The organism is Stutzerimonas sp. KH-1 (assembly GCF_054483855.1).
The window spans coordinates 3,924,565-3,949,469 of sequence record NZ_CM137011.1 but is presented as its reverse complement, the minus strand read 5'-3'; the positions used below and the strand labels follow the sequence as shown (position 1 = coordinate 3,949,469).

Sequence of the window (24,905 nt, the reverse complement as noted above, 5' to 3'; positions counted from 1 at the left end):
TCGGGCGGCGTTTTTGTATCCACTCGACGACCGCTCGCCAGCCGTCGATGTCACTTAGCCCTCGGCAGGCACCGCCTGCAGCGTTTCCTGCCAGCCACCGCCCAAGGCCTTGAACAGATTGACCTCACTGGTCATCTGCGCGAGGCGATCGCTGATCAGCTGCTGCTGCACGCTAAACAACTGGCGCTGCGCATCGAGCACGGTCAGATAGCTGTCCACGCCGGTGCGATAGCGGCGCTCGGCGAGGTTGTAGTAATCCTCGCTGGTCTGCAGCAGATCACGCTGGGCCTGCACCTGGCGCACATAAGTGGCCTGGGCGGCGAGCCCGTCGGCCACCTCGCGGAACGCCGTCTGGATGGCCTGTTCGTATTGTGCCACCTGGATGTTCTTGCTGATCTGCGCGTAGTCCAGGTTGGCCCGAAGCTGGCCGGCGTTGAAGATCGGCACGCTGATGCTCGGCGAGAAGCTCCAGTAGCCGGAACCGCCGTCGAACAGACCGGACAGCTCGCTGCTGGCGGTCCCTGCCGCACCGGTCAGGCTGATGCGCGGGAAGAAGGCCGCGCGCGCCGCGCCGATGCTGGCGTTGGCCGCGCGCAGCTGATACTCCGCCTGCAGGATATCAGGGCGCTGCTGCAGCAGATCCGAGGGCAGTCCGACCGGCAACGGTGCCAGCTGGGTCCGCTCCAGCCGATCGTTTGCCGGCAGGCCGGTCGGTAATGCCTGCCCCAGCAACAACGTCAGTGCGTTGCGATCCTGCGCCACCAGACGGGTGTACTGCTCGATACTCACCCGCGCACTGTCCACTGCACTGCGCGCCTGGCGCAGCTCCAGCGCCGAGGCGACACCGACATCGAAGCTGCGCTGAGTCAGGCCCAGGCTTTCCTCGTAGGTCTTGAGCGTATCGCGGGTTACCTGGAGCAGCGCCTGATCGGCCTGCAGCGTCAGCCAGGCATTGGCGACACTGGCGATCAGGCTGATCTGCGTGCTGCGCTGCGCGGCCTCGCTGGCGAAGAACTCTTCCAGGGCCTGGTCGCGCAGGCTGCGCAGGCGGCCGAACAGGTCCAGCTCCCAGGACACGCCGAAGGTGGCGCTGTACTGACTGCTGATGGCCGGCTCGCCGCTCATGTTCAGATCGCCCGGTGTACGGCTGCGGGTGCCAGCGCCATCGGCGCTCACCGCCGGCAGCACATCGGCGCGCTGCACGCGGTACAGCGCACGGTAGGCATCGACGTTCAGCGCGGCGACGCGCAGGTCGCGGTTGTTCTCCAGCGCGACCTCGATCAGCTGCTGCAGCGCCGGATCACGGAAGAACTCGCGCCAGCCAAGCGCCTGCGCCCGAGCCTCGGGGGATGCCTTCGAATAGGCTTCGCCCTGCGGCCAGTCGGCCGGGACCGGCGCATCCGGACGCTGGTACTCGGGGATCAGCGAGCAGCCGCTCAGCGCCGCCACGAGCGCGAGACTCAACAGAGACTTGTTCACAACGAATCCTCCTTGGCTGCCTGATTGGCGGACGTCGTGCGGTCGAAGAACGAGCAGATCATCACGTAGAACAACGGAATCCAGAAGATTGCCAGCACCGCCGCGGTGAGCATGCCGCCGATCACCCCGGTACCGATGGCGTGCTTGCTGCCGGCACCCGCGCCGGAGGCGATGGCGAGCGGAACCACGCCGAGAATGAACGCCAGGGAGGTCATGATGATCGGGCGCAGACGCATACGGCAGGCACGCAAGGCGGCGTCCGCATAGCTCATGCCCTGCTCGTGCAGCGCCTTGGCGAACTCGACGATGAGGATCGCGTTACGCGCCGACAGGCCGATAGTGGTGACCAGACCGACCTGGAAGAACACCTCGTTGGACAATCCACGCGCCAGCGTGAAGGCAAGCGCCCCAACAATACCCAGCGGCACCACCAGCATGACCGAGAACGGAATCGACCAGCTCTCGTACAGGGCCGCCAGGCAGAGGAACACCACCAGCAGCGACAAGGCGTAGAGCGCCAGCGTCTGCGAGCCGGCCAGCCGCTCCTCGTAGGACTGCCCGGTCCAGGAATAGCCCACGCCTGGCGGCAGCTGAGCAGCAATGCGCTCCACCTCGGCCATGGCATCACCGGAACTGTAGCCAGGCGCCGGCTCGCCGAGCATCTCGATCGCACTGACGCCGTTGAAACGCGACAGCTTCGGCGAGCCGTAGGTCCACTCGCCCGTGGCGAAGGCACTGAACGGCACCATCTCGCCAGCATCGTTGCGCACGTACCACTTCTCCAGGTCCTCGGGATTCATCCGCGCACTGGGGATGCCCTGCAGGTAGACCTTCTTCACCCGACCGCGGTCGATGAAGTCGTTGACGTAGCGACCACCCCAAGCGATCGACAGCGTGCTGTTGATATCGGCCAGGGAAATGCCCAACACACGCGCCTTCTCGTCGTCGATGAGGATCTGATACTGCGGCTCGTCGCGCAGGGTGTTTGGCCGCACGCGGGTCAGCACCGGACTCTGGCTGGCCAGCTGCAGGAACTTGTCCCGCGCCTGCTGCAGCACCTGCTGGCCGACACCGGCACGATCCTGCAGGTACAGGTTGAAGCCGGTGGCGTTACCCAGCTCCATCACCGCCGGCGGCGCGAAGGCGAACACCTGGGCGTCGCGGAAACTGGCGAAATGCTGCTGCGCCCGCTGCGCCAGGGCGAATACGCTGTCTTCTTTGTCGGTGCGCTCGCTCCACGGCTTGAGGCCGATGAAGGCGATACCCGAACTCTGGCCCCGGCCGGCAAAGCTGAAGCCGGTCACGGTGAACACCGAACGGACGATGTCGCCTTCTTCTTCCAAGAGGTAGCGACGCATGGCGTCGATGCTCTGCTGGGTGCGTTCGGCAGTCGAGCCCGACGGTGTCATCACCTGGGCGAACAGTACGCCCTGATCCTCTTCGGGCAGGAACGCGGTCGGGATGCGGCTGAACAGCACCACCATCACGCCGACGATCAGCACGTAGAGCAGCAGGAATGGCGCCTTGCGCTTGAGCACGCCCCGTACGCCCCGCTCGTAGCCGTTGACGCTACGATCGAAGGTGCGATTGAACCAGCCGAAGAAACCGCGCTTCTCGTGATGGTCATCCTTGTCGATCGGCTTGAGCAGCGTCGCGCAGAGGGCCGGAGTGAAGATCAGTGCCATCAGCACCGAGAGCACCATCGCCGATACGATGGTGATCGAGAACTGCCGGTAGATCACCCCGGTCGATCCGCCGAAGAAGGCCATCGGCAGCAGTACCGCCGACAGCACCACGCCAATGCCGATCAGCGCGCCCTGGATCTGGCCCATGGACTTGCGCGTGGCTTCCAGCGGCGAGAGGCCCTCCTCGCGCATCACCCGCTCGACGTTTTCCACCACCACGATGGCGTCGTCCACTAGCAGGCCGATCGCCAGGATCATGGCGAACATGGTCAGCGTGTTGATGCTGAAGCCGAACACCGCCAGCACGCCGAAGGTACCCAGCAGCACCACCGGCACCGCCAGCGTCGGCACCAGCGTCGCGCGGAAGTTCTGCAGGAACAGGTACATCACCAGGAACACCAGCACGAACGCCTCGAGCAGCGTGTGCATGACCCCGGTGATGGATGCGGAAATGACCGGTGTGGTGTCGTACGGATAGACCACCTCGACGCCCGGCGGGAAGAACGGCTTGAGCTCGTCGATGGTCTTGCGCACGCCTTCGACGGTATCCAGCGCGTTGGCGCCGGTGGCCAGTTTCAACGCCAGGCCGGCAGCCGGCTTGCCGTTGAAATGCGCGCTGACCGAGTAGTTCTCACCGCCCAGCTCGACCTTGGCGACATCACCCAGGCGCACCTGCGAGCCGTCGGCGTTGACCTTGAGCAGGATGTTGCGGAACTGCTCAGGAGTCTGCAGACGAGTCTTGCCGATAACCGTGGCATTGAGCTGCTGGCCCGGCAGCGCCGGCAAACCACCGAGCTGGCCGGACGAGACCTGGACGTTCTGTGCCTGGATCGCCGCGCTGACATCCACCGGCGTCAGGCTGAAGTTGTTGAGCTTGGCCGGGTCGAGCCAGATGCGCATCGCGTACTGGGCACCGAACACCTGGAAGTCGCCCACGCCCTTGGTCCGCGAAATCGGGTCCTGCATGTTGGCGACGATGTAGTTCGCCAGGTCACGCTGGTCGAGGCTGCCGTCGGTGGAGACCAGACCGATGACGATGAGGAAGTTGCGCACCGCCTTGGTCACACGGATGCCCTGCTGCTGGACTTCCTGCGGCAGCAACGGGGTCGCCAGCTGCAGCTTGTTCTGCACCTGGACCTGGGCGATATCGGGATTGGTGCCCTGATCGAAGGTCACGGTGATCGACATGCTGCCGTCGGAGTTGCTTTCCGAGGAGATGTAGCGCAGCCCGTCGATGCCGTTGAGCTGCTGCTCGATGACCTGCACCACGGTGTCCTGCACCGTCTGCGCCGAGGCGCCCGGATAGCTGACGGAGATGCCGACGGCAGGCGCGGCGATGCTCGGGTACTGGTTGACCGGCAGCTTGAGGATGGACAGGCCGCCGGCGAGCATGATCACCAGGGCGATTACCCAGGCGAAGATCGGCCGGTCGATGAAGAATCTGGACATGAACTAGTAACCCCTCAGCCTTCTTGGCCTTGGGGCTGTGCGCTCACCCCCCGGTTATCGACGTTGGTCGCCGGCGCCACCTCGACCTCCACACCTGGCTGGATGAACTGCAACCCCTCGGTGATCACGCGATCACCGGGCTGCAAGCCATCGCCGACCAGCCAGCGGTTGCCGACCGCGCGCTCGGTCTTGATCGTGCGCAGCTCGACCTTGTTCTCCGCGTTGACCACCATCGCGGTCGGTTCACCCTTGGCGTTGCGTGTCACGCCTTGCTGCGGCACCAGCATCGCCTCGCTCTTGAGGCCTGCCACCAGCTGCGCATGGACGAACATGCCCGGCAACAGAATCTTGTCCGGATTGGGGAAGACGGCGCGCAGGGTCACCGAGCCGGTACCAGGGTCGACCGTCACTTCGCTGAATTCGAGCTTGCCCTCATGGCCGTAATCGCTGCCATCTTCCAGTTTCAGGCTGACCCGCGCGGCGTTCTCGCCGGACTTCTGCAGCCGGCCTTCGGCCAGATCGCGGCGCAGCGCCAAGAGATCACGGGCAGGCTGGGTGACATCGACATAGATCGGATCGAGCTGCTGAATGGTCGCCAGCTCCTGCGCCTGGCCATTGCTGACCAGCGCACCTTCGGTGACGGCGGAACGGCCAATGCGCCCGGAGATGGGCGCCAGCACCTTGGTGTAGCGCAGGTCGATGCGCGCGCGCTCCAGCTCCGCTTCGGCCTGCAGGCTGGCTGCGCGGGCCTCGTCATAGGCCTGCTTGCTGACAGCCTGATCCTTGACCAGCTCGGCATAGCGGTCAGCCAGCGACTTGCTGGAAGCCAGGCTGGCCTGAGCGCTTTTCAGGGTAGCTTCATAGACCGAGGCATCGATCTGGTACAGCTGCTGCCCGGCCTTGACGTCACTGCCTTCGGTGAACAGACGCTTCTGGATGATGCCATTGACCTGCGGCCGAACTTCGGCAATGCGGTAGGCGCGCGTGCGGCCAGGCAGATCAGTGGTCACCGCGAACGGTTCCGTCTGCACGGTCACGATGCCTACCTTGGGCTTCTGCTGCGCCGGTGGCGCGGTTTCCTCCTGGCAGCCGGCCAGGAAAACAGCCACGGCGAGAATGGACATCAGGGCAGCACTGGCTGACTTGATCGACATGGATAGACCTCTTGAAAACCGGCAGGCGGGAATGAGCAAAGCACGCCGCAGATGCGGATAGCAGAATGGACCGGAATATACTTACATCCATCACTGTCTGTAAACCGCCAAAACCTCCCACTGACCCGGTTAAATGTTGCGAAACGTGCATTCCAGACATTGCGGTGTGTCCTGTCCAGTCAGCGGTGAGCGACCTTCGCAAAGCAGAACGCCGGCGTGGTGCCGGCGTTCGTCAACCCGAAACAGGGCTTACTTGCGCACACCTTCGACGGAGATGATCAGGTCGACCGTCTGCGAGGCAGGGCCGAGATCCATCTTGATGTCGAAGTCCTTGAGGGTCAGCGTCGTGCTGCCTTCGAAGCCGGCACGATAGCCACCCCACGGGTCCTTGCCTTCGCCAATGAACCTGGCGGCGATCACCACCGGCTTGGTCACGCCGTTGAGGGTCAGGTTGCCGGTGATGTCGGCGGTGCCCTCGCCGGTGGACTTCACCGACGTCGACTCGAAGGTGGCCGTCGGGTGCTTGGCGACATTGAGGAAGTCATCGCTGCGCAGATGCTTGTCACGCTCGGCATGATTGGTGTCGACGCTGGCGGTCTTCAGCGTGACGTTGACCTTGCTCTCCTCCGGCTTGGCCGCATCGAAGCTGAAGTCGCCGTCGAAGTCGTTGAAGGTGCCCCACAGCCAGCTGTAACCAAGGTGGCTGATCTTGAAGTTGACGAAGGCATGCTGGCCTTCCTTGTCGATGGCGTAATCGGCCGCGAATGCCTGGCCGCCGACCAGTGCGGACCCAAGGATCAGTGCCGCGAGGGTTTTCTTGAGCATCAGTGATTCTCCTGTCTTTGATGATTAATCGGCATTGAAACCGAGCATGCGCCTGAGCGTCGCATCGCGGTCGATGAAATGGTGCTTGAGCGCGGCCAGGGCATGTACGACGGCAAAGATCACCAGCGCCCAGGCGGCATACTCGTGAACCAGCCCGGCACGATCGGCCTGGTCCGGAATGGAGGAGATGAGCGCCGGCACGTCGAACAGGCCGAACACACCGATCGGCCGGCCGTCGGCAGTGGAAATCAGGTAGCCGGAGATCATGACGACGAACAGGCCGAGGTAGAGCAGCCCATGCCCGAGCTTGGCAGCCCTCTGGGTTAGCCGGCCCTGGCTTGCCAACGGTCCCGGTGCCGGACTGATGAAGCGCCAGAGCACCCGCAGCAGCATGACCAGAAACAGCACGATGCCAATGCTCTTGTGCAGGTCCGGCGCGGTGCGGTACCAGCTGCTGTAGTAGTTAAGCCCGACCATCCAGAAGCCCAGGGCGAATAATCCGAAGACCGCGACGGCCACCAGCCAGTGCAACGCGATACTGGTCAGTCCGAAGTGCGTGGAAGAGTTGCGCCAGCGCATCGAATCCATCCTTCAATTTCGAGGGTTAGAAGCCTAGCCGGTTACCTATCGGAATAGAGCGCATTTTTTCGCTTTGAAACATCGAGCAAATCGATAACTGATCGCGTCGAGTGTCACTTGCAAGTTCTGCTAGGCTTCGCGACTCACTGCGGAGGACCAACATGAGCCTGAACGACAGCTGGATGCAACGCGACCTCGCCGTGCTCTGGCATCCCTGCACCCAGATGAAGGACCACGAGCAGTTACCGCTGATTCCCATCCGCCGCGGCGACGGCGTGTGGCTGGAGGATTTCGACGGCAAGCGCTACCTGGACGCGGTGAGCTCCTGGTGGGTCAATGTCTTCGGCCATGCCAATCCGCGCATCAATCAGCGCATCAAGGACCAGGTCGACCAGCTCGAGCACGTGATGCTCGCCGGCTTCAGCCACCAGCCGGTGGTGGAGCTGTCGGAGCGCCTGGTCGCCTTGACGCCGGCCGGCCTGGAGCGCGTGTTCTACACCGACAACGGCTCCACCGGCATCGAGGTGGCGCTGAAGATGAGCTTCCACTACTGGCGCAACAGTGGCCGCGGGCGCAAACAGCGCTTCGTCACGCTGACCAACAGCTATCACGGCGAAACCGTTGCCGCCATGTCGGTGGGCGACGTCGCGCTCTTCACCGATACCTACAAGCCGCTGCTGCTGGACACCTTCAAGGTGCCGAGCCCGGACTGCTACCTGCGACCCGAGGGCGTGAGCTGGGAAGAGCATTCGCGGCAGATGTTCGCGCATATGGAGCAGACCCTGGCCGAGCATCATCAGGACATCGCCGCGGTCATCGTCGAACCGCTGATCCAAGGCGCCGGCGGCATGCGCATGTATCACCCGGTCTACCTCAAGCTGCTGCGCGAAGCCTGCGACCGCTACGAGGTGCACCTCATCCATGACGAGATCGCCGTCGGCTTCGGTCGCACCGGCACCATGTTCGCCTGCGAGCAGGCCGGCATCACACCGGATTTCCTCTGCCTGTCCAAGGCCCTTACCGGCGGCTACCTGCCGATGGCCGCGGTGCTCACCACAGACAAGCTGTACCAGGCGTTCTACGACGACTACTCGACCCTGCGCGCCTTCCTCCATTCGCACACCTACACCGGCAACCCGCTGGCCTGTGCCGCCGCGCTGGCGACGCTGGACATTTTCGCCGAGGACAATGTCATCGAAGCGAACAGGGCGCTGGCCACGCGCATGGCCAGCGCCACCGCGCACCTGGCCGATCATCCGCACGTGGCCGAGGTGCGCCAGACCGGCATGGCACTGGCCATTGAAATGGTGCAGGACAAGCCCACTCGCGCGGCCTATCCGTGGCAGGAGCGTCGCGGCCTCAAGGTCTATGAGCACGCACTGCAGCGCGGCGCCTTGTTGCGACCGCTCGGTAGCGTGGTGTATTTCCTGCCGCCGTATTGCATTACGGAAGAACAGATCGATTTTCTCGCCACCGTGGCCAGCGAGGGTATCGACATCGCCACGCGCGACAGTGCGCAGGTATCGGTGCCGGCGGGGCCGTATCCGGATTTCCGCGATCCGGGCTGAAATCACGCAAGCGTGCGGCGGTCTGCTGACCGGACCGCCGATGCTTTAGACTTGCAGCCTCATCCACCTCGCCCTGCCGTTCCCCTATGCGCCTATCCCGCTTCTTCGTCGACGCTCCCCTTTCCCTCGGCCAGCATGCACTCCCCGAGGCAGCGGCCCACTACATCGGGCGAGTCCTGCGCCTGTCGACCGGCAGCGCGGTGCAGCTGTTTGATGGCAGCGGCCAGGAGTATCGCGGCGAGCTGACGGAGGTCGGCAAGAAGCGCGTTAGGGTCGAGTTGCATGAACGCTTGGCAGGAATGACGGAATCACCACTGCAGATACACCTCGGGCAGGGCCTGTCGCGCGGAGAGCGCATGGACTGGGCGATCCAGAAGGCCACCGAGCTAGGCGTCAGCGAGATCACGCCGCTGATCAGCGAGCGGTGTGAAGTGCGCCTCAACGATGAGCGGGCCGACAAGCGCCTGGCCCACTGGCGGCAGATCGCCATCAGCGCCTGCGAGCAGTGTGGCCGTTCGGTCCTGCCGATCATCCATTCACCGGTTGCGCTGCGCGACTGGCTGGCCGTCGAGGCCGACCTCAAGCTCGTGCTGCACCCGGTAGCCGAGCCGCTGGCGAGCCATGCCAAGCCGCAAAGCCTGGCGTTTCTGATCGGTCCAGAGGGTGGCCTGAGCCAGAGCGAAGTCGAACAGGCTGCCGGGCAGGGCTTTCTTCCGGCGCGGCTGGGGCCGCGGGTTCTGCGCACCGAAACGGCGCCGGTGGTGGCGCTGAGCGTGGCGCAGCAGCTATGGGGAGACTTCTAGCGCCCGGGTGTGCTCAGATCAGCCCGGCATCCGCCAGCTGCTGCTCCAGGCCGACCAGATCGGGAATGCGCGCCTGCATATCGCCCAGGTCGACAGCGTCCAGCTCCAGCGGAGCAAGCGCCGCATCCGCTCGAGCCAGACTGGTATCCACCTTTATCGAATGCGGAATACCCTGCACCAGCAATGCGATGAACTTGACGTGTTCGCGCCCACCCACCGCGTTGAGCACAGCTACCCGGGCAGTCTGGCCAACCGCTGGCGGTTGGCCGGTAGACGCAGCCTCGAACGACAGCAGCGGCAGGCTCAGGTCGCGCCACTGCACCTGCCCGAGAAACCAGGCCGGCATGCCCTCGGCGGCCTGCGGCGCGCGGTACGGAATCAGCTCGGCCACCGCGACGTTGGGTACCAGCAACATGCGGTCGGCAAGCGGCATCAGCAGCCCGGTGAGGCTTTCCGCGTCCTGAGAAACGACCATCTGACTCATGAGTTATTCCGTAGTAAAGACGTGGTGGTCGTACCGACCTGATTCACCAAATGATTGACCAGCGCCTGGGCCAGTTCGCGAGGATCGCCACTGTAGGAGCTGTAGCCACCTTCGCGAAGATTGTCCGGCATGCTCGAGCAGGCGCAGGAGTCGGCCCGCTGCGTCCAGACCCTGGCGCCCTGGCGCAGGGCATAGGCGGCGGCAGCGCTGCCGTCGCTGCCCATGCCGCTGAAGGCGATGACGCCGCAACGTTCGCCGAACTGCTGCGCCAGGTTCAGCATCATCTGATCGATCGACGGGCTATACGGCTCCGGCCAGCAGCGACCGGTCAGCCGCGTGCGGCCGTCGGCCTCGAACCCCAGCTCCTCGCCGATCGGCGCGATGATCACTTCGCCGCAGCGAACCCGCTCGCCCGGACGGACCTGGCGCACCTGCCATTGGCTGTGCCGGCCCACGGCCTGGGACAGCGCCGATTCGAAGCTGGCCTCGATGTGCTGGGCATAGATGAAACCCACCGGCAGCCCGCCCGGCAAAGCGTCGAGAAATGCCTTCACAGCCTCAGGTCCACCAAGCGAGGCAGCCAGCAACCAGACCTGAGTTGCTGGCTCGCCTACATGCAGCGCCGAATCGGCGAGCACCGCCGGCAGCGTCAGTCGCTCGAGCCCCTGCCCGTCGCCCTGCAACACATCCAGGCGTGGCCCCACCGCACGCGACGGATCCCCCACCAGGCGCTTGAGCTTGCTGAACAGGCTGCGCTCCCAGCGCGGGTAGAACTCGGAGTGCCGTTCCGGTGCATGCCCTTCGCCGAACAGCACGCGCGTGGTATCTCGCTCCAGGAGTGCATCCACCAGCGGTGAATCCTCGGTCTGCGCCAGGTCTACCAGCCAAAGATCGGCCTCGGTACCGTCCAGGTCAGCCGGCTCCAGGCGTGCCGGGTCGTTGTTCAGCACGACCTGATAGCCACTTCCGGTCAGCGCCTGCTGCAGCACGTGGCGCTGCAGCGAGGTGTCGGCTAGTACCGCTATGCGTGCAGAGAGAACGTCAGACATCGGCGTGAACCAGGCGCTGAATGGCTTCGAGCAGGACAGACTCCTGATACGGCTTACCCAGATACTCGTTGACACCGATGCCGAGCGCCCGATCGCGGTGTTTTTCGCCTGTACGCGAGGTGATCATGATGATCGGCAGGTCCTTCAGACGCTCGTCGTGACGCACCAGCGTGGCCACCTCGAAACCGTCCATGCGCGGCATTTCAATATCGAGCAGCATGATGTCCGGCTTGCGCTCCTGCAGCTGGGTGATGGCGTCCACTCCGTCCTTGGCGGTCAGCACGTTCATGCCGTTGCGCTCCAGCAGACGGCTGGTCACCTTGCGCACGGTGACCGAGTCGTCGACGACCATGACCAGGGTTGGCCGCTCGCTCTCCGTCTCGACGGGCTCCTGCGGTAGCTCGAGCAGGCGAGGCTGATGCAGTTGAGTGAGCTGGTGGGCATGCAGCACGCGAATGGTAGCCAGCAGGTCGAGAATCACCACCACGCGGCCGTCCCCGAGGATGGTCGCGCCTGAGATGCCATGGACACCAGCAAACTGCGGGCCGAGGCTCTTCACCACGATTTCGCGGGAGCCGGCCAGGCTGTCGACCTGCACCGCGACGCTGTGCTCTTTCGAGCGCACCAGGATCACCGGCAGCGGCAGACTCTGTCCGACCAGCTTCGGCTTCTGCCCGTTGTTCAGCAGATCTCCGAGGTAGCGCAGTTCGTACGCCTGCCCGGCGTACTCGAAACGCGGTGCATCCGGCTGGTAGTAGGCCTCCAGCTCGTAAGGCGAGACCCGTACGATACCCTCGATGGTATTCAGCGGAATCGCATAGAGGTCCTCACCGGAATAGACCATCAGCGCCCGGTTGACCGACACCGTGAATGGCAGGCGAATCAGGAAGCGTGTGCCCTGGCCGAGGATCGATTCGATGCTCATCGAGCCGCCGAGTTGCTTGACCTCCGAGTGCACCACGTCCATGCCGACGCCGCGGCCGGAAATCTGCGTGACGCGCTCGGCGGTGGAGAAGCCAGCTTCGAGAATGAACTGCAGAATCTCATGCTCGGACAGATCGCTACCAGTGGACATCAGGCCGCGCTCGATCGCCTTGCGCCGCACCGCCTCCAGGTTGATACCGCCACCGTCATCCGCCAGGGTCAGCAGGATATCGCCACCTTCACGCGCCAGGTCCAGACGGATCGTGCCCTGCTCGGGCTTGCCAGCGGCCCGGCGCCGCTCGACCGACTCGATGCCGTGGTCGACGGCGTTGCGCAGCATGTGTTCGAGGGGCGCGACGATGCGCTCAAGAACGCTACGATCCATCTCCCCGGTGGCGTTGCCGACCATGAATTCGACCTGTTTTCCGAGCTCGCCAGCGACCTGCCGAACGATCCGGCGCAGACGCGGCACCAGGCGCTCGAAGGGCACCATGCGGGTGCGCATGAGGCCCTCCTGAAGCTCGGTATTGACCCGCGCCTGCTGCAGCAGCAGCGTTTCAGCGTCTCGGTTGCGCGCCGCCAGGGTTTCCTTCAGGTCGAGCAAGTCGGAGGCCGACTCGAACAGCGCACGGGAAAGCTGCTGCAGCTGCGAATGGCGGTCCATCTCCAGCGGATCGAAATCGTCATAGCCAGCGCGCTCGGCTTCGGCCTGATAGCGGCTGAGAATCTGCGCCTGGGTTTCCGTGTCCAGACGGCGAAGCTGGTCGCGGACACGCTCGATGGTCGCTTCCATCTCGCCAAGCGTGAACCCGACGTCGCTGACCTGCTGCTCCACCCGGCCACGGAAGATCGAGGTTTCCCCGGCCAGGTTGACCAGCCCCTCCAGCAACTCCGCCGGTACCTTCACCAGTTCCTGTGGTGCGCGCCGTGCGGCAGCTTCCTGAGCCGCCTGCTGCGCGCGGCGAATGAACGGCAGCACCTTTGCCGGAGCGGGGCTTGCAGCCGGCTGGACGCTGGCAGCGACAATCGGCTGTAGCAATGCCGCCGGCTGGCCGAGCGGTTGATCAACCTCGACCGGCTCCTCCTGCGGTTGCTCGGCGCCATCGTCCGCTAGGCCGGCGCGCAGCTGCTCGACATCCCTCAGCAGTGCGTCATATCCCTGTTGTACATCGAGAAACAGGCTGTCCGGCCAGGGCGCCCCCGACTGCTGGGCCTCGCTCAGGCGCTGTTCCAGATCGTGCGCCAGGTTGCCCAGCGCACCCTGCCCGGCAAGGCGCGCACCGCCCTTGAGTGTATGCAGAACGCGAAGCATGTCAGCCAGCGGCGCAGCATCGTCGCGGCACGCATCCCAGCGACCAAGGGCTGCCTCCATGTCCTCAAGCAGATCATCGGCCTCCTCGACGAAAATATCGAGAATTTCTGCCTCAGCAGTCTGTGGAGCATCGTCTTGCGCGGCCTTCAGCGACACGCTGCTGGGCATACTCAGCTGTTCGGCGGGGCTGTCGCGAAAAGCCTTGATGGTTTCGATCAACCCATCGCCTTTCGGCAACGGTTGATGAGCACGCACGGCCTCGAGCATCTCGGCCAGTCGGTCCTGACAGGCTTGCAGCAGCCCGAACAGCTCGGGGCTGGCCCGATAGCGGCCGGCACAAAGCCCCTCGTACAGGTATTCAAGTTCGTGCGCCAGGTCGCCGACCTCACCGATATCGGCCATCCGCGCACCGCCCTTGAGGGTATGCAGGTCACGCTGTAGCGCTTCGAGCTCGAAACTGTTGTCGACATCGGTCATCCAGCGCTGCAGGCCGCCAGCAGCACTCTCCAGCAGGTCGAAGCCTTCCTCCAGGAAAATCTCGACCAGTTCCGGATCGCGCTCATTGGCCGGGGTGCTTGCCTCGGTCTCCGCCGGGTCGATAGGGGCAGAACGATCATCGGTTTCAGGCAGGTCCAGCTCGACCTCCTCGACGAACGTCAACGGATCCGGCATCGGTTCAGTGCTAGCTGCATCCTCATCGCTCTGCTCTACCGTAAGCTCATCGAGCTCGGGCAACGGCAGCTCGGCAGTATCGGAAAGCTCGCCCTGCTCCGGCAGGCCGGACAGCTCATCGGTTGCGCTCGGGCATATGTCGGGGCCGCGATCGAGATCGCCATTGTCAGGCCGAGCCTCGGGTGTCATTTCCTCGACTGGAAAGCTGCCTCCCTGGCGAAACCCCCGCATCGCATCGATCAGCGCCTCGGCACCGCTCATTGGCTGCTGGCGCTGCAGCTGCTCGAGCTGCAGCGCCAGATGGTCGTGACTGCGCTGGAGCAGCGCGGCCAGCTCGGCCGAATGGACGTAACGTCCATCGGAAAGCCCCTCGTAAAGCGACTCGAGTTCGTGCGCCAGATCACCAATCGGGCGAATGGCCGCCATCCGAGCGCCACCCTTGAGGGTATGCAAATCGCGCAACAGCGCCGACAGCGCCATCTGGTTGGACGGATCGGCGAGCCAGCGATCCAGCGCCTGCCCAGCGCTTTCCATCAGGTCCACAGCCTCGTCGAGGAAGATATCCACCATCTCCGGATCGAAATCTTCCTGCGCTTGTGGCTGCGTCAAATCATCTGCAGGCCAGGCTTCGGCTTCGGCTTCGGCTTCGGCTTCGGCTTCGGCTTCGGCTTCGGCTTCGGCTTCGGCTTCGGCTTCGGCTTCGGCTGGCGAGTCTGCCGGGGCCACCGCCTTTTCTGCATCATCTGTTTCAGGGTCCGGCAGTCGCGCAATGGCCAACGGATCGACGGCCTCGGCGAGCAGCGCCTCGAGTCGCGCCACCAGCTCGGACTGCTCCGTTACCTGCAAAGCAGCCGCGACCTGATCCATCATGCCGACCAGTGCCTCGTGGCCCTGCTCGACATCGTCGAAGAAGCGCTCACTTACCGCCAGCCGGCCTTCCTCGACAACGGCATACAGCCGTAGCAATACCTGGCATAGCGCGTCCATCTGCGGCAACTCGGCCATCTTGGCGCCCTGACCCAACGTCGTCAGCTCTTCCAGCAGTGCCGTCAGCTCCTGTCGCTCGGCGGGGTGATTACGCCAACTGCGCAGCAAATCCTCGGCATCGAGCAGGATATCCATCCCCTCGGACAGGAACAGCGCGATCATGTTGGGATCACGCACTTCGCCTGCATCGTTCTGCTGACGGGCGCCGGCTTCGGCCAGACGCGCCTTGTGCAGCGCATGCACCTTTTCCAGAAACTCGGCCGCACCGTCGATCGGAGCAAGCGGCTGGTGGTCGAGATTGGCCAGGCCCTGGCGCAATAGCAGCTCGGCCTCGTGCAGCAGCTCAGCTTCTGCCAGATCCATGGGGATCAGGTTGGTCTTGAACTCCTTGACCATTTTTTCCAGTGGCATCGCGATTTCCGCAACAGGCAGGATGCCAGCCATATGAGCGCTACCCTTGAGGGTATGCAACGCGCGCTGCAGGGCGTCGGTCACCGGCTGCGGAAGACGCTGTGCGCAATCGGCCAGAAAACTGACCAGCGTGGTCAGGTGCGACTCTGCTTCGTTACGAAATATCTCCAGCAGCTGCGGATCCAGCGCATCTTCGTGCTGCGTCAGGGCAGCCTGCTGTGGCACCTCATCAGTCGAAGGCGCCTGCTCGTTCGACGGAAGTGACAGCGCGACGGGTTGGCCCTTGGCCAAGGCGTGCGCGGCGGCAGCCAGGCGGTCGACATCATCCCGCTGGCGCTGATTCTTGGCTGCGAACTCCTCAACCAGAGCCGGCATCAGGGCGACGACCTCGTTTACCACATGGCCAACCGAGTCGGAGACTTCGATGCTGCGGTCCAGGACCCGATTGAGCAGGTTTTCCACGGACCAGGCGAGCTCCCCGATAACCAGCGCCCTGACCATCCGACCACTGCCTTTCAGGGTATGGAATGCACGGCGAACTTCGGTCAGCGCATCCTTGTCCTGATTATCACCGAGCCAGCGCGGCAGGTACTCGCCGATGGTCTCCAGGACTTCGGCGGCTTCCTCGATGAAGACCTCGAGCAGGTCTTCATCGACCGGCTCCTCATCGGCCGGCGGCGGCAGCAAAGTCGGGGGAACGTCCTGCGCAGGTGGGTTGATTGCCGCGACAGGCGCCGCCATGACCTGTTCGATGCTCAGCGGCGGCTCAACTTGGGCGCTCTCGACAGGCTCGGGCTCGGCATAATCGGGGAGCGCAACCTCGGGCAGATCGAGGTCGGCCATCTGCGCCTGGCTCCACTGCTGCAAAGCGGTTTCGTCGTCGACGGCATCAGGCACATCGTCGGAGATTACCTCGCCGGCGTCTTCGGGCAGGCTGAAAACGATCTGCTCGTCGGCAGGCGTGTCGCCGCCCAGCAAGTCGAAGTCTTCTGACAGGACCGAATCCTGGCCGGATGACATCGACCGCTCGGTCTGCAACTCGTGCCCAACGCCCCCGTCCTCCAACATCGGCTCAAAGGCCTCGTCGAGCGACGAGGGCTCCTCCAACAGTACCTCGATCTCGTCGAGGGTCTCGTCAGGCGTGGCTTCGACCTGCGACAGAGCGGCCATCGGCTGCTGTGTGCGGCCCAGTGAATAACCGAGGTTCTGCAGGCTTTCCTCAGCGACGTCGAGGATCAGGTCTCCCTGAGTACCGCAATCCTCGGTCAGACGCTCCAGGTAGTATTCGACGCTGGTGATCGCATCGGCCAAGGTGTCCAGACTCTGCCAATCAGGCACGGCCTGGCGCGCCAGCAGCTGATCCTGGATATAGCTGTTACAGGCCTGCAACAGTGCCGCGGCACGCTCGAGCGGAATCATTGCCAGGCCGCCGCGGACCTGGGTCAGCAGCTCTGGCACCCGCGCCAGATGCTCATGGTTCCACTGCGAAGCAATGAATTCGATGATCGCGTCCTTCGCCTGCTCCAGGCCGTTGCGCGCTTCACGAATGACCAACTGATGAATCTGTGCCACATCGGTCGTGGGCAGATGGCTTTCTTCGCCACGCTCTTCGGCCGGTCCCCCGACCATGCCAGCCAGCGTCGCCTCGACGTACAACAGCGCGCCGGCAATATCCATCAGCACAGCGTCATCCGGCGCACGCAGCCCCTGGCCGATGGATTGGACCAAGGCGATCTGATCGAGGACGATCTTGCGCGGCTGTGCGAAACCGAGAACGGCCAGTGTATCGGCGATCTGCTTGAGCGGCACCTCGAGGCTGGCGAGATCGGCGATGACCTTGCGATCGCTGCGCACGAACAGGTCGAGGCTGTCCTTGACCCTTACCAACTCTTCGCAGAGGGCCGCGACCACCGAGCGCATTGCACCGCGGTCGGGACCGGCAAGCTGGGCCCGCTCCTGATCGACGACAGCGCTGTCAGGCAGCGCTTCATCCAGACGGTAATGCTGCTTGAGTGCCTGAATGCGAGGCGTCTGCCCCGGTGCCTTGGCAACGTAGAAAAGCAGGTTCTTGATCAGCTCGTCCGGAGCAGCCTGATTGAAACCATCGGCACCCTCCTCAACCAACCGCTTTAGCTGCTTGTCCACCTGGCGCAGCAAGGTGCGGACCGAGGTACCGTTGGTCACGCCGCCGCTGGCCAGCCCCTCGACCATCCCCGAAGCAATCTGCCACAGGGCAGCCAGCGGAGCGTTCTGGCACAAGGTTTCCAGACGGGCAAACACCCGAGCCATGTAACCGAGGTTGGTCGGCAGGTCCTGATTGCGAATGACGCCGACCAGAGCGACCTGCAGCATCTGCCGCAGTTTGCGTAGCAACGCTGGCAGCTCCTGGGTGCGCAAACGCTCCACCGACTCCTGCGAAAGCGCGGGCGTCCGCCCCGACAGATCTGGAGAAAACAGGCTGGTCTCCGACAGCAGTTTCTCGCCACGCGCGGCGCGAAGGTCGTTGAGCAGCGGCAGGACCACCATCGGCAGATCACGGCGCGCGCTCTGGATACGGTCCAGATAGGCCGGCAGCTGCAGGATGGCCTGCATCATGACCTCGAGCGCTTCACCCTGGTTGGCCACCCGCTCTTCCAGCAGGGCCCTTGCCAGCTGCTCCATTTCTTCCGCAAGCAGCGCCGCGCCGAAGAACTCGACCATCTGCAGAGTGCCATGGACCTGATGCACGTAGGTCAGGCAGAAGCGCATCCGAGTCGAGTCCTGCGGATTCTCGACGAACGCCTCCAGCGCCTGACGCGCCTGCTTAAGCGTTTCGGCAATCTCGCCTTTCACCCACTCCAGGGCGACATAATCGTGCCGATCACCCATAGCGACTCCGCTCATAAACTTTTCCGGGTAAAGGCCAGGACCTGATCGTTGGCAACCGGAACCAGATCCGGATGCTGCCAACCGACTATTTCCCCGACCCCAATCACCAGCAATCCCCCCGGCGCCAGGCACTCGGCCAAGCGATTGAGGATCTCTCTGCGGCGCCAGCGGCGGAAATAGATCAACAGGTTCTGACAGAAAATGACGTCCATGCCGGAAAGCGGCGAATTCGCCAGTTCCAGCACATTGAGCCGCGCAAAGCACACTCGCGCGGCCAGGGCAGGGATGACTTGAAAGCGATCGTCGACCGAAGGCTGGAAGTAGCGCTCGCGCAACGCTGGCGTCACCTGTTCCAGCCTGCGGGCGCCATAGACTGCGGCACGGCACTTGGCTAGCGCATTCAGACTGATATCGGTTCCGGTTACACCGAAGCCATGTCCGGAGTCGCCGTCAGCCAGCACCTGATCCGCGATCATCGCCAGTGAATAGGTCTCCTCTCCGCTTGCGCAGCCGACGCTCCAAAGCGCCAGTGGGCGAGCGAGGGAGCCTTCATCCAGCCGGTGCCGCAGGTGACTCTCAAGCAGCGCGAACGAAGCCGGATGGCGGAAGAAGCGCGTCTCCTGCACTGTCAGGCGATCCATGAGGGTCGACCACTCGACTGCACCGCGAGGGCCGGAAGTGACTTGCCGGTAATAGCTGGCATAGTCGGCCGCCCCGACTTCACGCATACGTGCGCTCAGATTGGTCTGCAGGAAGCTGCGTCTGTGCTCGCTGACGACCATTCCGGAACGCTCCTCGAGGAGCGTCTGCCAGTCATGGAACTCCGCCGGCGACATATCGGCCAAGGGCTCCAGTGCCCAGTCAAACCTTGGCTGCATGCCCTGCCCCTCGCTCGTGATCCTCGGCGGCAGCCATCACTTGACTGCCGCACTCGTCAAGTCAGGCCTGATCCGGCGTATCCGGCAGGGTGAAGCCCGAAACGGAATGGCGCATTTCGTTGGCCATCTTGGCCAGATTACCAATGCTCTTGGCCGTAGCGGTGGTACCCGACGAGGTCTGCGAGGTGATCTCCTGGATCACGTTCATGGTGTTGGAAATATGACCGGCAGACGAAGCCTGCTGACGAGCTGCGTTGGAGATGTTCTGGATGAGCGCCGCGAGGGTCTTGGATACCTTTTCGATCTCCTCCAGTGCCACCCCGGCATCCTGTGCCAGGCGCGCACCGCGGACCACCTCGGAAGTGGTCTGCTCCATCGAGATGACCGCTTCGTTGGTGTCGGTCTGAATGGTCTTGACCAGCGCTTCGATCTGCTTGGTTGCCGCGGAGGAACGTTCCGCCAGACGTTGTACTTCGTCCGCAACCACCGCGAAGCCGCGCCCGGCGTCACCCGCCATGGAGGCCTGGATCGCCGCGTTGAGTGCAAGGATGTTGGTCTGGTCGGCAATGTCGTTGATCAGGCTTACGATGTCGCCGATCTCTTGGGAAGACTCACCGAGACGTTTGATCCGCTTGGACGTGTCCTGGATCTGCTCACGGATGTTGTCCATGCCGGTAATGGTGTTGTGTACGACCTCGTTGCCCTTGTTGGCGATGGCTACCGAGCGTTCTGCTACCGCGGACGATTCCGCAGCGTTTGCCGATACCTGGTCAATGGAAACGGCCATCTCGTTGATTGCCGCCGACGCACCGGCAATCTCCTGTGCCTGGTGTTCGGACGCTTCGGCAAGATGCATCGCCGTCGCCTGGGTCTCCTGGGCCGCGCCCGATACCTGTACCGCGGTCTGGTTGATGGTTGCTACCAGATCGCGCAGCTGGTCGATGGAGTAGTTGATCGAGTCCGCGATCGCACCAGTGAAGTCTTCGGTTACGGTTGCGGCTACCGTCAAGTCACCGTCAGCAAGGTCACCGATCTCATCGAGCAGTCGCAGAATCGCCGCCTGGTTGCGCTCGTTCTTCTCGGCGGTTTCGCTCAAGCGGCGACGCGTTTCCTGAACCATTACCAAGCCGATCAGAATGATCGATGCCAGTGCAAGCGCACCCAGCACGTAACCGAGAATGGTGTTCAGATAACGTGCATCGGCACGGTTCTGCAAACCTTGGGAAAGGGCAGAGGTCTTGTCCAGCAGCGTCTGCGAAACCTCGAAGATGCTGTTTGCCGACTCGCGGACCTGGAACAGCTCTGGCGAGGTTTCCAGAATTTCGTCCACGGAACCCGATACGAACTGGAACAGCTCGGAGATCTCCGCAAGACGGTCCAGTGCCTCTTCGTCAGCCACCGCACTGATGCCCATGGCGACGTTGCCTTCGATCATCGCGTTCAGTACGCGCCCGAACAGGCTGGCGTCCCGGCCGAACATATCAGCTGCCTGAACCGAGTCCTGATCACCGGAAAGTACCTTGTTCACCGAGCCGAGAATACGTTCGGCCAGCAGCGATTGGCGCTGGGCCACCGAAACCTGGGCAGCCGGCGCGCCGCTTTCAAGCAGAATATCGACGACCTCCTCGTACTCTACCTGCAGCTGCGGGATGGTTTCGGCGAGAGTGCTGGCCACCTGATGCAGAGACAGTACCGTCTGCTCGCTGGAAAGAATCGCGTCCGTGTCACGGCGCAGAGTGTTCCAGTCCTGCTCCACCGCATTGACCTCGGCGCGCAGCGATTCGGGCACCGCAGGCAGCCCGATGCTTTCGTTACCCTGGGCGAGATACCCCCAACGTCGCTCGAACTCGTTACGAGCCTGCTTCAGGGACGCGAACGCCTCCTGGGTACCCGTCGCCGCTTCCACGGCATCCTTGGCGATCTGCTGGGACAGTACGCGTAGCTCTCCCGCGTGAGCGATGTACTCGTTGTCATGATCAGCCTGCGTATTGACGTACGCGAAGTTCGCGAACAACAACACGATCGATACGATCAACACGACAAACAGGCCGGTGATCAGCGTATTGCTGCGCACCCCGCTCAACAAAGCACTAGCATTCATCTTGTTCATTATCCGGCCCCCGCCTGGACCCCCGTGCGCTTCCATCCAAGAACCAAAAGGCCGACCTAGGTCGACCCACCTACAACTAATAAGCGACGTCTAGAAACGCCTGATGCGTAGCCAGTGCGTGCGGACTGAAGACCAGCCAGGGTTGCTCGCGCTGGAAGACACCGTGAATGAACGGTTGAATCGACGCCTCGATCGGTGGCAGCTCCTCCGAGAAGGCCTCTACCGGAAAATGCTGCATGCCGAACACTTCGTCGACGGTCAGTCCGGCGAATACTTCCTGATGGTCTACCACCAGCACCCTGCGCTGCTTGCGCAAGGCCGATAGCTCCAGCCCGAAATAGCCACACAGGTCCATCACCGGCAGCAGCCTGCCGCGAACGTTTGCCACACCCTTCACCCAGCTCTTGACGCCTGGCAACAAGGTATATCGCGGCTCGTGCAGGATCTCGCTGACCTCGCCCATCGGCGCGACGAACAAGCGTCCACCCATGCGGAAGCCGATCCCTCCCCAGGTCTGTACGGCTTCCTGCTGTGAAGGCAGGCCTGCCGCATGAATGCGGCATTGTCTATCTAGCTCCAGCAGGTGCTGAAACGGCGTTGGCATGTCAGCCATGCTGGCCACGTCCCTTTGTCCGAGTGTTGGCTACCCCGGCGTCAGCCCGCCAGAACGGCATTCAGGGTTTTCAGCAATGTCGCCTCGTCCACTGGCTTGGTCAGGTAATCCTTGGCGCCCTGGCGCTTGCCCCAGACCTTATCGGTTTCCTGATCCTTGGTGGTAACGATGATCACCGGAATGTGACTGGTTTCCGAATCTTTGGTCAGCTGGCGCGTGGCCTGGAATCCGTTCAGCCCAGGCATGACGATATCCATCAGCACGGCATCCGGTTTTTCCTGGCGAGCCAGAGCAACACCATCAGCCCCGTTCTCGGCCTTGAGCACCACATGCCCGTGCTTCTCCAGCATGGCGGTGAGCTTGTACATTTCTGTCGGTGAATCATCAACAATCAGAACGCGAGCCATGATTTCTCCATAGGAAGGCTTCAGCGGCAAACAATGCCGAACTTCAGGATGCTTGTTCCACCGGCGCGAAATCAGGGACGTGCGCCTTGATTGCGCCTAGCAGCTCTTCTTTGCTGAACGGCTTGGTGAGGTATTGATCGGACCCGACGATACGCCCTTTCGCCTTGTCGAAGAGGCCATCTTTGGAAGACAGCATGATCACCGGCGTCGACTTGAAGGAACTGTTGTTCTTGATCAGTGCACAGGTCTGATAGCCGTCCAGCCTGGGCATCATAATATCGACGAAGATGATACGAGGATGAGTATCTGCAATCTTGGCGAGCGCATCGAAACCGTCAACAGCGGTGATGACATCGCAACCTACCTTCTTCAGCAGGGTTTCAGCGGTGCGACGAATCGTCTTCGAATCGTCGATCACCATGACCTTCAAGCCCTCGGAGTGCTGTTCCATTTCGCCCTACCATCGCCTCGGTGAGTCGTAGTTTATCGTTATGTCAGTGCGCTGGAGGCCCTGTCATCGATGGGCTGCACCCAATCGCCGGACCTTTTTAGCACACTCCTTCTGGCCATGCTATCAGCCGCAAAAGCATGCCAATTTTCCTTGACCGAGTGCACAACCGCGGCCAATCTGCAGCGACCAATTGAGCCACCAGCAGCGCGACGCTGCCCCATGCCGGAGAAACCTCATGACCGTTCGCGTCGGGATCATCATGGACCCTATCGCGCAGATCGCCTTCAAAAAGGACAGCTCGCTCGCCATGCTGCTTGCTGCCCAGGCGCGAGGCTGGACGCTGTTCTACATGGAACAGCGAGACCTTTACCAGCTCGGCGACCAGGCGCGCGCGCGCATGTGTCCGCTTCGAGTGTTCAACGACCCACAGAAATGGTTCGAAACAGGCGATGAGTTCGACTCGGCGCTAGGCGAGCTCGACGTCATCCTCATGCGCAAGGACCCGCCGTTCAATAGCGAGTACGTCTACGCCACCTATCTGCTGGAGCTGGCAGAGAAAGCCGGAACGCTGGTGGTCAACCGCCCGCAGAGCCTGCGCGACTGCAACGAGAAGTTCTTCGCCACGCAGTTTCCTCAGTGCACGCCACCGACCCTGGTCAGCCGGCGCGCCGACATTCTCCGCGAGTTCGCTCGGGAGCACCGTGACATTATTCTCAAACCCCTTGACGAGATGGGCGGTGCCTCGATCTTCCGCCATCGTGAAGGCGATCCGAACCTGTCGGTGATCCTCGAAGTGCTGACCGAGCATGGTGGCCGGCAAATCATGGCTCAGCGCTATATCCCGGCGATCAAGGACGGCGACAAGCGCATCCTGATGATCGACGGCGAGCCGGTGCCGTACTGCCTCGCTCGGATCCCGGCCGCCGGCGAGACCCGCGGCAATCTGGCCGCCGGCGGACGCGGCGTGGCGCAGCCGCTGTCGGATCGCGATCGCGAAATCGCAGCGATCGTCGGGCCGCAGCTGCGCGAGCGCGGCCTGTTGTTTGTCGGCCTGGATGTCATCGGCGATTACCTCACCGAAATCAACATCACCAGCCCGACCTGTATCCGGGAAATCGACAACGCCTTCGACACCCGCATCGGCGAGCGCTTGATGGATGCCATCGCGAGCAAGCTGCAAGCTTGAACCAGCTAACAGCTTTGAGCTTGGCGCTTGCGACTCCAAGCTCAAAGCCGGCAGACTGCGCGGCACTTCGAGCCGACCTGACCTGCGATGAACGCTGCTATTCGCCAACCTGCGCCTGAAACCACCCGTGTCCGTCCGGCGGACAGGCTCGGCTTCACGCTGTTTCTCGCTGCAGCCTTGCACCTGGCATTGATCCTCGGCCTTGGATTCACGCTGTCGGAGCCGAAGCAGATCAGCAAGACGCTCGAGATCACGCTGTCGACATTCAAGAGCGAAGAGAAGCCGAAGGATGCCGACTTCCTCGCCCAGGATAATCAGCTGGGCAGCGGCACGCTGGAGCACAAGGCTTCGCCGAAGACCACTGAACAGGCCCCTTTCCAGGACACCGAAGTGCGCAAGGTAACGCCGCCAGCGGCGCCACCGCAGAGCGCTAGCCCGGCGCCGGCCAAGACCGTGGTAACCACTCGCAGTCGCCAGCCGGAAAAAGCCGAGGTCAAACAGCAAACCCAGCCACAACCCAAGGCCCAGCCGGCGCCGGCATTCGACAGCTCGCAACTGAGCGCCGAGATCGCCAGCCTCGAAGCAGAGCTGGCGCAGGATGTGGAGCGCTACGCCAAGCGACCGCGCGTCAGCCGGCAGAACAGTGCGGCCACCATGCGCGACATCAGCGCCTGGTACCGCGACGAATGGCGCAAGAAGGTCGAACGCATCGGCAATCTCAACTATCCGGACGAGGCGCGTCGCCAGCAGATATATGGCAGCCTGCGCATGCTGGTGACCATCAACCGGGACGGCACCGTTCAGGAATTGCGGGTGATCGAATCGTCCGGTCAACCGGTACTCGACGACGCAGCACTGCGCATTGTTCGCTTGGCGGCACCCTTTGCGCCGTTCACCGGCGAACTGGCGCAGAAATTCGACCAGGTCGAGATCATCCGCACCTGGCGCTTCGAACGGGGCGATAGGCTTTCTAGCCGCTGAGCCGCCCGTCCCGCCGGAGGCCTCGTCAAG

17 protein-coding genes are annotated in these 24,905 nt (G+C 63.1%); 4 read left to right on the top strand and 13 right to left on the bottom strand.

From position 1 onward, the window contains the following. Positions 1-54: 54 nt before the first annotated feature. The 5 genes from adeC to ACX1DW_RS18930 all read right to left on the bottom strand — a co-directional run bounded on the left by adeC (position 55) and on the right by ACX1DW_RS18930 (position 7,171). Positions 55-1,479 (bottom strand): AdeC/AdeK/OprM family multidrug efflux complex outer membrane factor, encoded by a 1,425-nt coding sequence (gene adeC / locus ACX1DW_RS18950; RefSeq protein WP_458992136.1) that lies wholly within the window; start codon positions 1,477-1,479, stop codon positions 55-57. After that, complete coding sequence (locus ACX1DW_RS18945) at positions 1,476-4,613, bottom strand: efflux RND transporter permease subunit (RefSeq protein ID WP_458992135.1); 3,138 nt, start codon at positions 4,611-4,613, stop codon at positions 1,476-1,478. Before ACX1DW_RS18945 ends, adeC begins: the two co-directional genes overlap by 4 nt. Before the next feature lie 14 nt (positions 4,614-4,627). Continuing rightward, positions 4,628-5,767, bottom strand: a complete 1,140-nt coding sequence (locus ACX1DW_RS18940) for an efflux RND transporter periplasmic adaptor subunit (protein WP_102838885.1) — start codon at positions 5,765-5,767, stop codon at positions 4,628-4,630. 249 nt (positions 5,768-6,016) lie between these two features. Continuing rightward, on the bottom strand, positions 6,017-6,592 hold the full coding sequence (locus ACX1DW_RS18935) for a YceI family protein (protein WP_102838886.1): 576 nt from the start codon (positions 6,590-6,592) through the stop codon (positions 6,017-6,019). A 24-nt stretch (positions 6,593-6,616) separates the two neighbouring features. Further along, a complete protein-coding gene (locus tag ACX1DW_RS18930; protein WP_458992134.1) occupies positions 6,617-7,171 on the bottom strand; it encodes a cytochrome b in 555 nt (184 codons plus the stop codon). A gap of 161 nt (positions 7,172-7,332) precedes the next feature. Here ACX1DW_RS18930 and ACX1DW_RS18925 point away from each other — a divergent pair, with 161 nt between their 5' ends. Both ACX1DW_RS18925 and ACX1DW_RS18920 read left to right on the top strand, forming a co-directional pair. After that, positions 7,333-8,739, top strand: coding sequence for an adenosylmethionine--8-amino-7-oxononanoate transaminase (locus ACX1DW_RS18925; protein WP_458992133.1), 1,407 nt, complete (start codon positions 7,333-7,335; stop codon positions 8,737-8,739). An 86-nt stretch (positions 8,740-8,825) separates the two neighbouring features. Further along, positions 8,826-9,542, top strand: a complete 717-nt coding sequence (locus tag ACX1DW_RS18920) for a 16S rRNA (uracil(1498)-N(3))-methyltransferase (protein ID WP_458992132.1) — start codon at positions 8,826-8,828, stop codon at positions 9,540-9,542. A gap of 13 nt (positions 9,543-9,555) precedes the next feature. Here the strand turns inward: ACX1DW_RS18920 and ACX1DW_RS18915 are convergent, their stop codons facing one another. The 8 genes from ACX1DW_RS18915 to pilG form a co-directional block, all read right to left on the bottom strand. Continuing rightward, positions 9,556-10,026 carry a chemotaxis protein CheW gene (locus tag ACX1DW_RS18915; RefSeq protein WP_110778840.1) on the bottom strand — a complete coding sequence of 157 codons (471 nt, stop codon included), beginning with the start codon at positions 10,024-10,026 and terminating at the stop codon, positions 9,556-9,558. Further along, positions 10,023-11,075, bottom strand: coding sequence for a chemotaxis protein CheB (locus tag ACX1DW_RS18910; RefSeq protein WP_458992131.1), 1,053 nt, complete (start codon positions 11,073-11,075; stop codon positions 10,023-10,025). Before ACX1DW_RS18910 ends, ACX1DW_RS18915 begins: the two co-directional genes overlap by 4 nt. Continuing rightward, positions 11,068-18,249 (bottom strand): Hpt domain-containing protein, encoded by a 7,182-nt coding sequence (locus ACX1DW_RS18905; RefSeq protein ID WP_458993419.1) that lies wholly within the window; start codon positions 18,247-18,249, stop codon positions 11,068-11,070. Before ACX1DW_RS18905 ends, ACX1DW_RS18910 begins: the two co-directional genes overlap by 8 nt. A gap of 11 nt (positions 18,250-18,260) precedes the next feature. After that, a complete protein-coding gene (locus ACX1DW_RS18900) occupies positions 18,261-19,127 on the bottom strand; it encodes a CheR family methyltransferase (protein WP_270054189.1) in 867 nt (288 codons plus the stop codon). Between the two features lie 61 nt (positions 19,128-19,188). Beyond that, positions 19,189-21,237, bottom strand: coding sequence for a methyl-accepting chemotaxis protein (locus ACX1DW_RS18895; protein WP_063540694.1), 2,049 nt, complete (start codon positions 21,235-21,237; stop codon positions 19,189-19,191). Between the two features lie 76 nt (positions 21,238-21,313). Further along, on the bottom strand, positions 21,314-21,850 hold the full coding sequence (locus ACX1DW_RS18890) for a chemotaxis protein CheW (protein WP_017245424.1): 537 nt from the start codon (positions 21,848-21,850) through the stop codon (positions 21,314-21,316). A gap of 41 nt (positions 21,851-21,891) precedes the next feature. Beyond that, positions 21,892-22,257 (bottom strand): twitching motility response regulator PilH, encoded by a 366-nt coding sequence (gene pilH / locus ACX1DW_RS18885; protein ID WP_003297216.1) that lies wholly within the window; start codon positions 22,255-22,257, stop codon positions 21,892-21,894. A gap of 43 nt (positions 22,258-22,300) precedes the next feature. Continuing rightward, entirely contained in the window at positions 22,301-22,708 is a 408-nt protein-coding gene (gene pilG / locus ACX1DW_RS18880) for a twitching motility response regulator PilG (RefSeq protein ID WP_003282729.1), read from the bottom strand. Between the two features lie 235 nt (positions 22,709-22,943). Between pilG and gshB the strand changes: the two genes are divergently transcribed. Together gshB and ACX1DW_RS18870 are read left to right on the top strand one after the other, a co-directional pair. After that, positions 22,944-23,894, top strand: coding sequence for a glutathione synthase (gshB, locus tag ACX1DW_RS18875; protein WP_017245425.1), 951 nt, complete (start codon positions 22,944-22,946; stop codon positions 23,892-23,894). An 87-nt stretch (positions 23,895-23,981) separates the two neighbouring features. Beyond that, positions 23,982-24,875: an energy transducer TonB gene (locus ACX1DW_RS18870; RefSeq protein ID WP_458992130.1), complete on the top strand. Its 894-nt coding sequence runs from the start codon at positions 23,982-23,984 to the stop codon at positions 24,873-24,875. Positions 24,876-24,905: the final 30 nt, after the last annotated feature.